The 15,602-nt window shown below is 55.5% G+C and carries 15 protein-coding genes; 11 read left to right on the top strand and 4 right to left on the bottom strand.

Features of this window, described 5'->3' with window-relative positions; translation table 11 throughout:
- Nucleotides 1-40 precede the first annotated feature (40 nt).
- Nucleotides 41-985, bottom strand: a complete 945-nt coding sequence (locus EDC23_RS10230; RefSeq protein WP_134084209.1) for a PDC sensor domain-containing protein — start codon at nt 983-985, stop codon at nt 41-43.
- Nucleotides 986-1,607: 622 nt separating this feature from the next.
- Between EDC23_RS10230 and EDC23_RS10225 the strand changes: the two genes are divergently transcribed.
- The 3 genes from EDC23_RS10225 to EDC23_RS10215 all read left to right on the top strand — a co-directional run bounded on the left by EDC23_RS10225 (nt 1,608) and on the right by EDC23_RS10215 (nt 5,206).
- Complete coding sequence (locus EDC23_RS10225) at nt 1,608-2,423, top strand: rhodanese-like domain-containing protein (protein ID WP_134084207.1); 816 nt, start codon at nt 1,608-1,610, stop codon at nt 2,421-2,423.
- 167 nt (nt 2,424-2,590) lie between these two features.
- On the top strand, nt 2,591-3,766 hold the full coding sequence (locus EDC23_RS10220; protein WP_134084205.1) for an MFS transporter: 1,176 nt from the start codon (nt 2,591-2,593) through the stop codon (nt 3,764-3,766).
- 216 nt (nt 3,767-3,982) lie between these two features.
- The gene (locus tag EDC23_RS10215) at nt 3,983-5,206 is read left to right on the top strand and encodes an OmpP1/FadL family transporter (protein ID WP_134084203.1); all 1,224 of its coding nucleotides are present in this window, start codon (nt 3,983-3,985) and stop codon (nt 5,204-5,206) included.
- 178 nt (nt 5,207-5,384) lie between these two features.
- Here EDC23_RS10215 and EDC23_RS10210 read toward each other — a convergent pair whose 3' ends face one another.
- On the bottom strand, nt 5,385-7,079 hold the full coding sequence (locus EDC23_RS10210; protein ID WP_134084201.1) for a BCCT family transporter: 1,695 nt from the start codon (nt 7,077-7,079) through the stop codon (nt 5,385-5,387).
- 223 nt (nt 7,080-7,302) lie between these two features.
- Between EDC23_RS10210 and EDC23_RS10205 the strand changes: the two genes are divergently transcribed.
- The 3 genes from EDC23_RS10205 to EDC23_RS10195 all read left to right on the top strand — a co-directional run bounded on the left by EDC23_RS10205 (nt 7,303) and on the right by EDC23_RS10195 (nt 9,803).
- Nucleotides 7,303-8,103, top strand: coding sequence for an AsmA family protein (locus EDC23_RS10205; protein ID WP_134084199.1), 801 nt, complete (start codon nt 7,303-7,305; stop codon nt 8,101-8,103).
- Nucleotides 8,104-8,159: 56 nt separating this feature from the next.
- A complete protein-coding gene (locus EDC23_RS10200) occupies nt 8,160-9,074 on the top strand; it encodes a lipase family protein (RefSeq protein WP_166668831.1) in 915 nt (304 codons plus the stop codon).
- Nucleotides 9,075-9,317: 243 nt separating this feature from the next.
- The gene (locus tag EDC23_RS10195; protein ID WP_134084195.1) at nt 9,318-9,803 is read left to right on the top strand and encodes a ClpX C4-type zinc finger protein; all 486 of its coding nucleotides are present in this window, start codon (nt 9,318-9,320) and stop codon (nt 9,801-9,803) included.
- A 292-nt stretch (nt 9,804-10,095) separates the two neighbouring features.
- Here EDC23_RS10195 and EDC23_RS10190 read toward each other — a convergent pair whose 3' ends face one another.
- Nucleotides 10,096-10,893, bottom strand: coding sequence for a transglutaminase domain-containing protein (locus EDC23_RS10190; protein WP_134084193.1), 798 nt, complete (start codon nt 10,891-10,893; stop codon nt 10,096-10,098).
- A 272-nt stretch (nt 10,894-11,165) separates the two neighbouring features.
- On the opposite strand from EDC23_RS10190, the gene EDC23_RS10185 reads away from it, so the two are divergent.
- The 3 genes from EDC23_RS10185 to EDC23_RS10175 all read left to right on the top strand — a co-directional run bounded on the left by EDC23_RS10185 (nt 11,166) and on the right by EDC23_RS10175 (nt 12,699).
- Nucleotides 11,166-11,390, top strand: a complete 225-nt coding sequence (locus tag EDC23_RS10185) for a sulfurtransferase TusA family protein (RefSeq protein WP_134084191.1) — start codon at nt 11,166-11,168, stop codon at nt 11,388-11,390.
- A 15-nt stretch (nt 11,391-11,405) separates the two neighbouring features.
- A complete protein-coding gene (gene dsrE2, locus EDC23_RS10180; protein ID WP_134084189.1) occupies nt 11,406-11,888 on the top strand; it encodes a sulfur carrier protein DsrE2 in 483 nt (160 codons plus the stop codon).
- 70 nt (nt 11,889-11,958) lie between these two features.
- A complete protein-coding gene (locus EDC23_RS10175; protein ID WP_134084187.1) occupies nt 11,959-12,699 on the top strand; it encodes a peroxiredoxin-like family protein in 741 nt (246 codons plus the stop codon).
- Between the two features lie 110 nt (nt 12,700-12,809).
- Here EDC23_RS10175 and EDC23_RS10170 read toward each other — a convergent pair whose 3' ends face one another.
- A complete protein-coding gene (locus tag EDC23_RS10170) occupies nt 12,810-13,406 on the bottom strand; it encodes a TetR/AcrR family transcriptional regulator (protein ID WP_134084185.1) in 597 nt (198 codons plus the stop codon).
- 253 nt (nt 13,407-13,659) lie between these two features.
- Between EDC23_RS10170 and EDC23_RS10165 the strand changes: the two genes are divergently transcribed.
- Nucleotides 13,660-14,217, top strand: a complete 558-nt coding sequence (locus EDC23_RS10165) for a carboxymuconolactone decarboxylase family protein (protein ID WP_134084183.1) — start codon at nt 13,660-13,662, stop codon at nt 14,215-14,217.
- Nucleotides 14,218-14,417: 200 nt separating this feature from the next.
- Nucleotides 14,418-15,512 (top strand): alkene reductase, encoded by a 1,095-nt coding sequence (locus EDC23_RS10160; protein WP_134084181.1) that lies wholly within the window; start codon nt 14,418-14,420, stop codon nt 15,510-15,512.
- Nucleotides 15,513-15,602: the final 90 nt, after the last annotated feature.

Genomic DNA, 15,602 nt, shown 5'->3' with positions numbered 1-15,602 from the left:
AGCGCTCCCCCTCTCTCAAGCCTCTCCTCTCCCTGGAGGCTCAGGCAGCAGAGTTCCCAAACCAGAATGCGGTATTTTTTTCGAGGAATTCATCATAACGCATATAGTGTGTTCCATCGCATGAGAAAGTAACGCTGACCATGCCGCTGAAAATATTGATCGACGCCTGGCGCAGATAAAAGGTTTCATCAGTGGTGCGCAGAGCCTTGAAGGTATTGAGAATCCCGGCGATTTTTTCCGGTTCCATCAGGACAAGCGACGGATAGGGCTCGTGAGGATAGGCGAGGCAGATATCCGGATCAGTCAGGGCATCGATATCCAGCAGGCGATAGCGATAGGGATCGAGTGTCAGCCAGATAATCGCCTGGCTACTGGAGAAATGAATTTGCACCTGGAATATTCCGTTCTGGGTCAGCAGTTCCTCAAGGATGCTCATCACCTGATCTATATTGCTGTCCAGCGGACTCTCTACACGGGATTGCTGAAATACCAGGTTCCTGATAGCCGGATCCCCCTTGAACTGACGCCATTCAGCGGATTGCCGGAAAAGCCCGGCGGTGACGGGCAAGTCGCGCAAATCAAAGTCGATACCCAGGAAACCGAGCACTGCGTGTTCGTTGCGAATGATCTGCAGGGCGGTTAATGAGGGACGTTGCTCCGAGAGGCTCATGTAGGCGTCGGAAATCAGGAAATCCTGTGTCGGTACGAGCTCTTTCATGTACGGGCGTCGGGAACGATCCCGATGGTAATGGCCGGGCATACTTCCTCCGTGCCCGATGTTATCGGTTATCTGTATGCCATCGGTTTTCAGGACGTACACTTGCAAGCAATAGGGAATTTTGAAAATGTTCCGCGCCAGCAGGGTCTCCATCCGGCGGCGGTTGCCCCAGATGGGAACCAGTTGTGGTGCCAGTTGTGCCATGGGTTGGCGCAATGCGCGCGCAAGCTCTGCACGCTGGCGGCGAATACTGTGTTTCCATGGCATATGAACTGATATTCCCGTTTTCAGTTGCAGGGTCTTCGAGCGCGGCTAATGGTTACTATACAAGCCATTGTGAACCTGAAATCAGACACAATTCGCAATGTGTCGCTTTAGCCGCGCAAGGTGACCCGGCCCGGCTCGGGGACATCCCTCGGTGGACGATTGGCTGAAAGCAAAGGGCAGACCTCAATATGCCACTCATCGGAGATGCGACAAACACCGGCGCATGGCGATGCGCCCGAGTCATCGGGGCTGTTTTATCGCGTGGCTGACTTTGCAGATTGGCCTGTATCAGTTTGCTGCGAAAGCCGCGGAGCAGGATTTCTGCACACAGTTGGATCGACCCCGTCTATGGCCAGGGCCCGGATCATTGATCCTATACCGGCTGTGTCGAATCCCTCGGTCCGAAGTGCTGGAGGCGAGGGTGGCGGTAAAGCTCTGTACACATCAACTCTGTAACCGCACAAGTTATCCGGTATTAACGGCGTACAGCAGACGGCTCTACCCGACCACCCCGACAGTTAATGCATCAGGACCTTGGATGAATCGCCTTGAGGAAGTGGAGTGAAGACTTTTCGAAAAGAGTCAATTATAATATGACCATATACTAATAGAGGATGTTTTGATGTTTCGACGTGTCTTTATCTTCGCCCTGAGCGGGCTGCTCTGGATCTCAGCCGTGTATGCCGATGACGAGGGGTTTCCCGGCCGGGCCGAATTTCCCGCTATTAGTGTTATTGAGCAGAGCGAGCTGCTGGAGAGGTTGGATGAGGTCACGGTGGTGGACGCCCGGTCCAGCCTGGAGTTCGATACCTTGCGGATTAGCGGCGCGGTGAATATTCCGGTTGCCGGCAATGCCTTCGAGGCGGAGATCAAGGCGCTGCGGGATCGTACCGACAAGCCCATTGTCTTCTATTGTAACGGGCGGACTTGTATGAAGTCCTATCTTGCTGCAAAGAAGGCGGCCAGCGAGGGGATCACCGATACCTACGCCTATGATGCCGGGGTGTTCGAATGGGCCCAGGCGTACCCCGAGCATGCCGAGTTGCTGGGTAAAAGTCCGGTCAAGCCGGAAGACATTATTTCCCGTAACAAATTTCAGCAGCATCTGCTGGATCCCGACAAATTCAGTCATGAAGCCAACAGCCAGGATTCACAAAGCCTGATTATTGATGTACGTGATAAATACCAGCGTGGTGCAACGGGACTGTTTCCGGGCGTGGAGCGCTGGGCGAGCCTGGACGACCGGCAGAAACTTGAGCAGTATATCGAGAAGGCGAAAAAGGAGAGCAAGACACTGCTCGTATACGATGAAGTGGGCAAGCAGGTTCGCTGGTTACAATATATGCTGGAGCGGGTCAATCTCAAGGATTATTATTTCATGCATGAAGGCGCCGAGGCCTATTATGCCGAGATGATGCGAGAATTCGGTATAAAATAATCTTGTCGCCTGACTGCGGCCTTGAATAAAACCGGAAGGGGCGGTGATTAATATGAGTTCTTCGACTTATCATCGCCCCTTATTCTGTGTGGGTCACTTGAGTATCAACTGTTCGCTGCTCTGTCAGTGGCAAGTCAAGCTGGCTTGAATCTGTAAATTATCTCTCCATGCCCTTACCGCCTATCGTTCTGACCATTTACCTGCTGATGCTGCCGGTTACGGGGATGGTGCCTGTGTTGCGCGAGCTGACTCTGGGCCGCTACCCGCAACTGGGAGATTTTGAACAGCACCTGTTCATGGCGGCGAACATGTTCGGTGCATTGCTGTTTGTTCCGATCGCCGGGCTGCTTTCCGACTGGTGGCGACGGCGCAAGGCGATCATTGTCGCGGCTCTGGCGGTGAATGCACTTTCCCTGTTGATGCTGACCCTGAACTGGGACTATTCGATCTATCTGCTCTGGCGCTTTGTCGAAGGCTGCGCCCATATCACCAGTCTGAGCCTGTTGATGGCGCTGGCGGTGGATCATGTACGCCAGCGCGGTACCGGCGGGGCCATGGGGCTGGTCGGTGCCGCGGTCGGGCTGGGCGTCGCCAGCGGCGCGCCACTGGGCGGGTTTATCGGCGAACAGCAGGGCGCCGAACAGGTGTTGCAAATGAGCTTCTGGCTGCTGGGTGGACTGACACTGTTTGCCCTGCTGCTGTTGCGTGACCGGCCCGCGCAACACACCCATCAGCGGATTGGCGCTCTGCTGCGCGCCTTGCCGCAGAATCGCCGCCTGCTGCTGCCCTATACCTTTGCCTTTGTCGATCGGCTCACAGTGGGATTTATCGTTTCCACCTTGTCGCTCTACCTGAGCAATGTCATCGGTCTGGGTGCGGCGGCGATCGGCATGGTAATGGCACTGTTTCTGATCCCGTTCTCACTGCTCACCTATCCGGCCGGGCTGTTGTCGCAGCGCTGGAATCCGTTACTGATGATGCTGGGTGGCAGCGCGGCCTACGGGATCATGCTCATTGCCATCGGTTTTGCCCCCGGCGGCGCGATTGGGTGGTTGATGTTCGCCGGCGGGGTGACCGCCTCCCTGATGTACGCCCCTTCGCTGGTGCTGGTCGCCGATCTCTCCCGCCCGGAACACAAGGCGCTGGCGATGAGCGGGTTCAACTTCGCCGGTTCGCTCGGCTTCGTGCTGGGGCCGCTCAGTGGCGGCGCCCTGCTGGCACTGTTCAGCCACAGCAGTCTGCCGGCCTATCCGATGGCGTTTGCGATCATCGGCGGACTGGAAGTGCTTTGCGCCCTGCTGTTCTTGCCGCTGGCCCTGCGCGAGTCCCGAGCCCCGGCATAACCCCCGGCCGGCTTGATGGGTCCCGTTTGTGGCTGGCGGCTGCCGCTTGCGTCCCGGTTCCGGGTCTGGGGCATACCTGCCTGTTTCTTAAGGTTAATATATTAGAATATTTTCAATTTATTGCTATGGTGCGGTACCATGCGCGCTGCCCGAGCGGCGCTGGTGAGTTATCAGGGAGGTAACTTGTTGTAAAAAATAGAAAAAAGTGAGTCTGTTATGAAACCTATCCAGAACATTCTGCGGCTCGTCGTACTGTTGACCGCGACCTTTTCATTTTCCGCCCATGCCACCAACGGTTACCAGCTGATCGGGGTCGGCGCCTATCAAAAGAGCCTCGGCGGTGCCGTGACCGCCAATCCCGGCAGCGCCATGACCGCGGTCTCCAATCCGGCCGGCATGGCCCGCGTCGGGGCCCGGGCTGACTTTTCCATGGAGGCCTTTATGCCGGATCGTGACGTCGATTTCACTGCCAACGGCGGCGATGTGGCGAACAGTGCGGTTGATATATACGGCGTGCCGGCCATCGGCTGGACCGCGCCCACCTCCGGGGGCAGCGATGTCTATTTCGGCGGCGGCATGTACGGCACTTCTGGGATGGGCGTGGATTACGCGCCGACCACGACGATGCCAAATCAAGACTGGGACGGCTACAGCAACATTTCTTTCTGGCAGATGGCGCCCGGGTTTGCCTGGAACGTCAACGAGCGCTACAGCGTGGGCGTGACCCTGAATATCGATTACCAGTCGGTGGCTTTCAAGCAGCGTGACTCATACCGCGACATAAATTTTGACCTGGGCCGGGGCGCCAGTGGCTTTGGTCTCGGGATGGGAATCGGCATCCTGTACGATGTGAACGATCAACTGACCCTGGGCTTTAACTACAAGTCCAAGCAGTTCTTCGATCCGATGGAGTACCAGCTGGCGGAAGGCGATATCAGCGTGAAGGGTGACGATTTTCCGGCCGGTACCTACAAGCTGGATCTCGATTATCCCCAGCAGGCCGCAATCGGCTTGGCGTACCGGGCGACCCGGAGCCTGACGGTCTCCACCGACATCAAGTGGCTCAACTGGTCCGATACCATGGACAAGCTGTCGGTCAAGGGACCGGGCGAGGCTGAGTTTGCGATGGATCCAGGCTGGGACGATCAGATCGTTTACGCGTTGGGTGTCGCCTACGATGCCAGCGAGCGGGTGACGCTGCGCGCCGGTTACAATTATGCTGAATCGCCTTTCGGCGAAGACGAGGTCGGTAACAATTTGCTTTTGCCTGCCATTGTCGAGACCCATTACACCGTGGGCATGAACGTCGCGCTCAATAACCATTGGGATCTGGGCTGGCACTACATGCTGGTTCCGGAGAAGACGTTAACCGGTCCCAACAACACGAAAATAAGCCTCTCGGAGCAGTCCATGGGGTTCAATATCGGTTATCGTTTCTAAGTCCGATTATTGCCTGCCGGAGGAGAGGTAATTTGTCCGGTCCTGCTAAAGCAACATTCACAGGGATGTGGATGGATCGGGGCTGGCGTGAGCCGACTACCTTGAGACAATGAATCAAACCTGCCTGATTACACTTCCCGGTTCCCGGGCGCGGAGTTAATGCGGCGGCGAGGCTGATTCAGTTGTTTGACGGGTGTTCCCCGGCTCCCGATCCGACCCGATGTTCCTCCTGTTCCGGACTACCCTCGCTGTCAGCGATCGATGGCGCACTGTCCTCTTCATCATAAGATTCGGGTAAACGATCGGGGATTTGCCATGGCTCGCTGGGGATGATGTTGTATTCGCCGGGGCGTGGTGCATAACGTTCATCCTGGAGGCCGCGCAGCAGGCCTACCGCCATTACCAGCATTACCAGGGAAAACGGCAGGGCGGCCATGATCACGGCACCCTGGAGGGTTTCCAGTCCGCCACCCAGTAACAACACTGCGGTCAACAGGCCGATGGCCAGACCCCAGAGGATCAGATGAACCGGACGATGATCGGTGGCGCCGTGGGCCAGCAGGGTATTGATGACGATGATGCCGGCGTTGGCCGAAGTCAGCAGGTAGGTGGCAATGAGTACGGTAATCAGGATCGCACCGGCCCAGCCGATGGCCGCCGGTTGCAGGGTTGCCATGGTGATAAAGGTGGCCCGGGTCAGATTCTCGGCCACCTGTTCGGCAATGCTGGCCAGGCCGGTGGTTTCGGCGTAGAGCGCGGTACCACCCAGCAAACCGAGCCAGACAAAGGTGATCAGTGTGGGTATCAGTAATACGCCGAAGACGAACTCCCGCAGGGTGCGACCACGGGAAATACGGGCAATGAACAGCCCCACAAAAGGCGCCCAGGCAAGCCACCAGCCCCAGTAAAACACTGTCCAGTTGGCATGCCAGTCACCCGGCTGGTTGGCATGGGTATAAAAGGAGAGAGACAGGAGGTTCTGAAAGTAGGTGCCGGTGGATTGAACAACCAGTGACAACAGATACTGGGTAGGGCCCCAGATCAGCAACAGGACCAGCAGTGCGACACTGAGCCACAGGTTGGCCTGACTGATCCGCTGGACGCCGACATGCAAGCCGGTAACGACCGAGATAATCGCGATCAGAGTCAGGGCGAAGGTGATGAAAAGCTGGCTGGTCGTGCTGTTAACCAGACCGGTAATATGCTCCAGCCCGGCGCCGAACTGCTGTACGCCCAGTCCCAACGTGGTGACGATGCCGAAGACCGTGGCGAGAATCGCGAGCAGATCCACCATATCCCCGGCCCACCCGTGGGTGTGCTTGCCGAGCAAGGGATGCAGGGCGGAGCGCAGGGCCAGGGGCTGCCCCTTGCGGAAACCGAAGTAGGCAAGAATTAACGCCAGCAGGGCAAAGACACCCCAGGCATTCAAGCCCCAGTGAAAGTAGGTAAGAACCATCGACATATCCGCTGCCATCGGGTTGTTATCGCCGATCACAAATGGATTACCTGCGTAGTGACTCAAGGGTTCGGCAACCGCCCAGAACAGCAACCCGACACCCATGCCGGCGGCAAACAGCATGGCGAGCCAGGAGAGGGTGGTGAATTCGGGGACTTCCTCATCGTGACCGAGGCGCACGTTTTTGTAACGACCCGTTCCCAGCCAGATTACCATGGCAAGAAAAAATGCCATCACGACCACATAATACCACTCCAGCAGTGGGGTGAGAAAAGCGCGGCTGGCAACGACTGCCTGCTCAACCTCGGCGGTGCGGTAGATCGCCAGCAAGGTGATGATGAGCACACCCAGCATGGAGAGAAAGGCCGCGCGTGGATTCAACCCTTTGAAGGGGCCCCGGGTGGCGACATTGTACATAGTGTTCCCCGCCGTCTGTTGGTATCGATAGTTGCCGGCTAAAACAGCAACAGAGGAAATTGCCGGATAATCATGCAGATGCTAACCAGTACCTGAATGTAACAGAAATCAACATAAATAATGGTATCCAGAAGCCAGTATAAGTCGTTGAATAGGCCCGGGCAATCCACTATGTTAGTAGAATCAAGTATATAGCCAACAGGGTATCCATCCGGTATCAGAAATGAAAAAAATTATTCTCAGCCTGGTTGTACTGGTAGTGATAGCGATCACCGCCGGTCTGTTTTATTTGTTCACCAATCTTGATGCGATCGTCAAAGGCGCCATCGAAAAATACGGTTCCGAGGCGACGCAGACTGCCGTTCGGGTGGACAGAGTCCGAATCAAACTTACCGAGGGAGATGGTGCGATTTATGAACTGAGCGTCGCCAACCCCGAAGGTTTTGATCTGCCGAATGCCATTACCCTGGGTGAAACGGGAATGGGGATTGATCTTAAATCGGTCAGGGAGGAGCCTTATGTTATCAATCATGTGACTGTACGGGAGCCCGGCGTATTTTTTGAAATCAACGCGGACAAAAAAGCCAATCTGTATGAGTTGAAGAAAAATCTTGTTGCCAGCAGGGCTGCAGGGGAGGATAAATCCGGCTCGGAAAAAGCCGATGCACAGGGACCGAGGCTGATTATTCGACGCCTGATCTTTGAACAGGGTCGTATCACCGCAAAAGTGACACCACTTGACAAGGACTACGATCTGGAACTTCCAGCTATCCACATGACCGATCTGGGCGGCAGCCAGGGGGCAACCGCGAGTGAGCTCACCAGAGAGATTCTGCAACGTCTGATTGATACAGCAAACAAGGAAATCAGGAAAAAAGGGATCGATGCGGAACTGGATAAACTTGAAACCGAGGCCAGGGAAAAAGTGGAAGAAGAGAAAGCCAAAATGAAGGACAAGGCGGATTCCGAAATCGAAAAAGAGAAGAAAAAAGCGGAAGACAAGCTGAAAAATATGTTGCAGTAGGGGTTTAAGGATTAATGAAGATGCATGCGGATTTATAAACAAAACGAATGTTTCTATTGCGCTTTCTCAATCAGGCCCGATTATTATTTTTTCTGATCATTCTGGGTTCCCTTGGCGTGGTTCCCGGCGTAACGGTCGCGGGACAGGATGCGATCGATTTCGAATTGGTAAAGGATTATGCTCGCTTTTCAAATGCCGCCTATCTCGGCAAGTCCCGAATTGACGAGATCGGGCAGTCAAGTGATTACTCTCTCACTCATTACGGCGATATCCCGAAACTGTCCGTTGCCTATTACCTGCTGACAAATGATAAGGACAAAACCCAGGTTATTGCAGTAAGAGGCACATCGAATGTTGAAAACACCATGCTGGATATGGACCTTAAACTCGTCACCGATGCGCATGCAGGAGTGCGTCTGCATCGGGGATTCTCTCTGGCGGCGGAAAGAATATACCGGGAAGTCAAACCGAATTTGAAACCTGATTATGCACTCAGTACCACCGGACACAGCCTGGGTGGTGCTGTGGCATTGATTCTGGCTATGTATCTGGACCTGGATCAGTTTGATGTGACGCGAGTTGTGACCTTTGGTCAGCCGAAAGTTACCAATATTGCAGGGGCGGAAAAATTTTCTCATCTGAACATTCTTCGCGTGGTAACACCCAGGGATATGGTGCCTCTTTTGCCGCCTCTGGATTATTCGGACATTTATAAGCTGGATATATACTGGCACATCGGCCAGGAAGTGATCCTGCTGCCGGATAATCACTACGCGATACTGGAAGGCGTTGCCAGCATGCTACGTGTTACCGACTTCAGCAAACAGATTCCCTCGGAAAGTAATCTGCAACACCACCAAATGGCTTATTACTTTGGCAGACTTGAGTCAAAGCTTGATGCGGCAAAAGAGGTGCCATTCGAGGTGGATCTGAACCTGTTCAATCTGTTTGGTAATGGCGAGCAGGAATGACTCACCATGGAATAGCGATGTCTTTAATGAGGTTGTAGTCGATATAAAAAATAACTAATATAAGTATTTCTGCTTTCCATTATCTGCTGAAATGCCGTTTTATCAACAAGATCAATGTCTCGCGGGTCGGCAGGCAAGCAGAATTGATCACACTATCTTTGTTTGTTTTTATTTTTCAGCATTCGCCTGAACGGGTCTATACTTTTTATTCGCTCTCCACCGGGTCTTCTCAAGGAGGTAGTGATGAGAAATATACCGCGAATTTTGAATTGCTCCACAGTCAAGGCATTTGCTGTATTGGAAGGTGATCAATCGCCGCAGCCAGGCGGGATTTTGAACCGGCCAAGGCATTACGCCTGTCGTGTCACCCAACTGGCGATATGCCAAAAAAGGGAGGGGACGGGTTTTGCGCTGTATTATTGTGATGATGACTGGAAAACCCTGCACACCCGACACTTTGAAAGTATTGATGAAGCCAGGCGTAACGCACAAACCGAGTACGCCGGTGTGTCGATCAGCTGGCTGAAACCCCAGGAGGCCGCAAAACGCAGGGAACAGCATGAGTTGGTTCCCCGTTGCGATTTTTGCAGAAAAACATTTTCCAGTTCAGATCAGCTGGTGTTCGGTGATGGCTCATATATTTGCTATGAGTGTATTGATAACTATCACCAACGCCTTATTATCCGACCCGATTCCGGAGGGGGCGTATCGTCCCGGAATGCTTTATGAGTAGAAATGGACAATCGTGGACGGCGCTTTGTCGTGTGTTACAAGTCTGCTGCCACCTTTGAGCTCAATAATACAGATCGTGAGAACAGACGGTTTTCATACGGGTTTCGCGATATCCCGGACGAGCCCTGATCGGGCAAGACGGGTGCTTGCTTTCTCGATACAACGGACTTTGTCCGCTACGCCATACTGCAACACGCGAGTGAAGTCCTTTGGATGGCAGGGTGATGACGAGCGGAGAGATACCGTTGTTGGGCAGGTGGGATAACCGTGTAATACGGGGTTGCCGGCATCAACCGGGCGGGACTTCGAGCAGTTCGACACCGACCTGCATATCACTGTAAGTGGCCGGCGGGCCGAACTGGGTGTAGATTGCCACATCGGCCGCGTCGCGTCCGTAGGCGACAGCGAGTCGTCCGCCGCGCAGGGTGCTCTCGGTGGGATCGAAGGTGTACCAGTGGTTGTCCACATAGGCCTCGAACCAGGCGTGCATGTCCATCGGTTCCAGGGCGTGCAGATATCCGACCACCAGCCGTGCCGGAATACTGAGTGCCCGGCACAGGCTGATGCCCAGATGGGAGAGATCCCGGCAGACGCCTTCGCCCTGCAGATTGACCTCGACCGCCGAAAGGGGAAAGGCGCTGGTGCCCGGCGCATAGCGAATTGACTCGCGCAGCCAGTGGGTGATTTGCGCCACCTGGTCGTAGCCCAGTGGCAGCCCGTCGACGATCTCCCGCGCCATGTTGCCGAACCTGTCCGACTCGCAATAGCGGCTGGGCAGCAGGTACATGAGCACGTTGTCCGGCAGATCCGGGATGTCGACAAAACCACCGCCCGGTGCTTCTTCAAGGCTGTCGCGGGTGATGACATCCGCGGAGGTGCGGACATAAAACTCCCCGGCCGGTGCGGTCAGGCGCTGGCAGAGATTGCCGAAGATGTCCGTATACTCCTGCACGGGCAGAACGGGTGCAAGGGTATAGCTCTCCCGCGCAATCCACTGCCGCGGTCCGCTGCGAGCACGCAGCATGAGAATCAACGGCGTGGGGTAGGCCAGTTGGAACTCAAGATTGCAGGTTGTTCGCATCCACATGCGGGTGCCTCGATCGGGTTGGTCGGGTCTGAATCAACCCGTTGCTGGCCAGCGTAACAGGGACAGTATAGAAGGGCTAGCACTCGCCAACCTCTCGTTTTAACTCATTTTATTCTGCAAAAGCCAAACCTGATGTGGGTCTTTTCGGTTGCCGGGGAAAAGATTGCCGAGTACTTGAATGATCGCTCAATAACAGCTACAGTGAAGTTAATTATTGAGCGCTCGTTCATGAATAATGCGCGCTGAACCCCATTCAACCCGAGGAGGACGTTATGGCCGATCAGGAACTGGATGCCAAAGGGCTCAATTGTCCGTTGCCGATTTTGCGTGCCAAAAAATCGATTGCGCAAATGGACGCCGGCCAGGTGCTGCACATCGAGGCGACCGACCCGGGAGCGGTCAGGGATTTTGAAGCCTTTGCCAGGCAGACCGGGCATCAGCTGCAGGAGTCTCGCGAGGAAAACGGGACGTTTCACTTTTTGATTCAAAAAGCCTGAAGACGGGAGAAGACCATGAGTGATGAAAAGAAACTGGCCATTATTGCCACCAAGGGTACGCTGGACTGGGCGTATCCGCCGTTTATCCTGGCCTCCACTGCCGCGGCACTGGGCTACCAGGTACAGATCTTCTTCACCTTCTATGGATTGCAACTGCTACGCCGGGATCTGGATCTGAAGGTCTCGCCGCTGGGTAACCCCGGCATGCCGATGCCCCTGGGCATGGATAAATGGTTTCCGGTACTCGGGACAGCCATCCCCGGCATGCAGTCGCTCATGACCTCGATGATGAAAAGCAAACTTAAAAGCAAGGGTGTGGCGAGTGTCGAGGATTTGCGCGGTCTCTGCATGGAGGCGGATGTGAAAATGATCGCCTGTCAGATGACCGTGGATCTGTTTGATATGGAACAGACAAGTTTTATCGAAGGGATTGAATACGGCGGCGCGGCGATGTTCTTTGAATTCGCCGGCGACTCGGATATCTGCCTGTTTACCTGATAAGGCTCTGGCACAAGCACTGTCCATTGATGACGGGCAGTTAACTCTTTGAGATTAAAAAGGACGAATTATGCGCACCCTGTACCAAGTGGCACTGCCTGTTTTTCTGCTCACCGCTCTGGCGCTGCCACCGGCGGCGGCCGAATCCGTTCCCAGCTACGAACAGGCACGGGAACAATTTGAGGCTGAACGCAAGCAAAAGTCGAAAGGGTCCAAACTGAGCCCCGAAGATCAACGGATCATGCAACAGGCCGGCGAGGATCTGGCGGAAAACATGCCGGATCCGGGACTCAAGATAGGCGAGAAGGCACCGGACTTTACCCTGCCGAATGCATTTGGCGACTCAGTCAGTCTGTATGAACAGCTGAAGAAGGGGCCGGTCGTGCTCGTATTCTATCGCGGTGCCTGGTGTCCTTACTGCAATCTGCAACTGCATACCCTGCGCGAAAGCCTGCCGGCGATCAAGGCCGAGGGGGCGCAGTTGATCACAGTGACACCGCAAAAGCCGGACAAGTCGCTGAAGCAGGTGAAGGAAGACGATTACCCGTTCGAGATTCTGAGCGATCTGGACAGCTCGGCGATGAAAGCCTACAACCTCTACTTCGAGGTGCCGATGGAGCTGGTTGATGTCTACCGGCGTAATTTCGGCCTCGATCTGGCCGACTATAACGGTGACGGTCGCTATGTGCTGCCGGTACCGGCGACCTATATTATCGACCGCGAGGGTGTCATTCGGGCGGGCGCCGCCGATGTGGACTACAAGGAACGGATGGAACCGGCGGCGATTGTCGAGGCCTTGCAACAGCTTTGAACATGCGAAGCTGAATACCGGTACCCACTGCGAGGCGCAGGGGCATTTCGCGAACCCGCAGTGATCGGCTGGTCGGAGCGTCTATGCTATTGAAGTACGGCCACGCCGGTTCAATGTTTTGCCGGCGTGCCCAGAGCATAAAACAGGTTATCGATGATTTCGTGGACTTTTTCGGCGTCGGGCCGGGTCTTGTGATAGACCCGCAGCCCGTAGATACCGGCCACCAGCAGACGCGCCAGGGCGGCCGGATCGCGGCTGGCGTCCAGTTCGCCGCGGGATTGCGCCTCACGCAGTACGCGAGCAAACTCCGCTTCCACCTCGGCGAACATGTCGCTTACCCGCCGGTTGATTTCCGTATCATCCGCCGGCGTCTCGAGCAGCGTGTTGACCAGCAGACACCCCTTGTTGTCCGAATCGCCCACCATCTCCTCGATTAACATGTCAAAAAAGGTACGTAGCCGCGTCAACGGTGCTCCATCGCCATGCAGACAGGACTGGATACGCTCGCGGATACCGCTGAAGTAGGCATCCAGCGCGGCGATGAACAGACTGCGTTTGTTGCGAAACGTGCCGTACAGGCTGCCCGGCTGCAGATGGGTCGCGGCGCTCAGGTCCTTGACCGAGGTGGCGTGGTAGCCCTGGCGCCAGAAAACGCTCATGGCGCGGCGCAGGGCTTCCTCGCGATCAAATTCAATGGGGCGTGGCATGGTGTTGTCTCACTCTATGTCGTGTCGCTTGCTGTGTCGGGGACCTTCTTTGTCCGATGAATGCAGGCCGGACCGTGGCCAATCATGACCTTTCCTGCGATCAGGCACCTGGCATACAGTCACCCGACCGAGATCTTCATGACTTTGTCAGGTCAGTGTATAAAGTATCATAGCAATACTTGAACAAACGTTCAAGTATTGCCATACTGGTCGATATTGAACATTCATTCAAAATCAACCGGGAGGCGCTCCAATGACCCAGTTTACCTTTCACGATGAAAATTCCGCCCCGCAAGCCGCACTGCCGACCATGGACCAGGCCAAACAGGCCTTCGGCTTTGTCCCCAACCTGATCAGCGGCATGGCCAATTCACCGGCGCTGGCCGAGGGGTATCTGACCCTTTCCGGGCTCTACGCCAACAGCAGCCTGAGCCCGCAGGAGCAGCAGGTTGCCCTGCTCGCGGTCAGCCGCTACAACGGTTGTGACTATTGTGTCGCCGCTCACTCCATGATCGCCGACATGGCGCAGGTCCCGGCCGAGGCGATCGCGGCACTGCGTGATGATCGCCCCATCGACGATCCCAAACTCGAAGCCCTGCGCACCTTTACCGCCAAAATGGTGGACAAGCGCGGTTGGCTGAGTGAAGCGGATATTCGCGACTTTCTCGATGCCGGTTTCGGGATGCAGCAGGTGGGCGATGTGATCCTGGCTGTCGGCATGAAGACTCTGAGCAACTACTTCAACCACATCGCGCAGACTCCGCTCGATGAGGCGATGACTCAGTACGCCTGGGAACGTCCCGCAACGTGAATCAGGCAACCGTATTACGGGCCTTCATTCTACCCATAAACGTTGGAAATGGCGTACAGTTATGGGGATAGTGTGAGTCCGATCGACGCCATGGGGTAGACGCCGTGTCGATCGGGTTCATTCTGAACCCGGGTAATAATCCCCTGAACAACGTGACACAACGAATAACGAACCGACACGAACCGCATAAGGAGTCTTCAATGCCTGCCAATCTGTTTGAACCGACAAAAATCGGGGATCTGACCCTGGCCAACCGGGTTGTCATGGCGCCCATGACCCGCAACCGGGCGATTGAGGGCAATGTGCCCAATCCGCTGGCGGTGACCTATTATCAGCAACGCGCCGGGGCGGGGCTGATCATCACCGAGGCCTCACAAGTCTCCCCCGAAGGGATCGGTTACCCGGCCACACCGGGCATTCACAGCGAGGCGCAGGTTGATGGCTGGCGCCGCATCGTCAATGCCGTACATGAGGCCGGCAGCCGGATCTTCATCCAGTTATGGTATTGCGGACGCATCTCCCATCCGGATCTGTTACCGGACCATGCCACGCCGGTGGCCCCGTCAGCGATTCGCCCCGAGGGGGAGGCGTTTACCTATGACGGCCCCAAGCCGTTTATTGAACCGCGTGCCCTGGAGACCGATGAGATTCCGGGAATTGTCGCCCAGTATGAACATGCCGCAGAGATGGCCAAACAGGCCGGCTTCGACGGTATCGAGGTACACGGTGCCAACGGGTATCTGATCGATCAGTTCCTGCGCGACGGCACCAACCAGCGTGAGGATCCCTATGGCGGCAGTGTCGAGAACCGCATGCGGTTACTCAATGAAGTACTCGATGCGGTGTGCACCGTCTGGCCAGCAAACCGGGTCGGGGTACGGCTGACGCCGGAGAACAGCTTCAATGACATGCGCGACTCGGATCCGCAAAATCATTTCAGCTATTTCATCCGCCAGTTGAATGTACGCGGTCTGGCCTATCTGCATCTGCTTGAGGGCGACATGCTAAACCAGAGTCGCACGCTGGATTATCGCGCGTTGCGCGATCAATTTGACGGCCCTTACATGGCCAACAATGGTTACGACAAGGCACGGGCGCAGACGGCAATAGAAAACGGGGATGCGGATCTGATCGCTTTTGGCGTGCCGTTTCTGGCCAATCCGGATCTGGTGCGTCGCCTGAAGGAGGATCTGCCGTTGAATGAACCGGACCCATCGACATTTTATGGTGGTGATGAAAAAGGCTATACCGATTATCCTCTGTACGAGGAAGCGCACAAAGCCGGGGTTATCTGACACAGACAGTATACCGGTAGCGTACCCTGTATGATTGTATCTGGACACGAGGTGCCCGGCGCCTTACCCTTGAGCAGACAAGGTTTCTTG

Origin of the sequence: Thiohalophilus thiocyanatoxydans, from assembly GCF_004366735.1 — a bacterium.
In the GTDB taxonomy this organism is placed as follows: Bacteria; Pseudomonadota; Gammaproteobacteria; order UBA6429; family Thiohalophilaceae; genus Thiohalophilus; species Thiohalophilus thiocyanatoxydans.
This window is presented reverse-complemented; position numbering and strand designations above follow the sequence as displayed.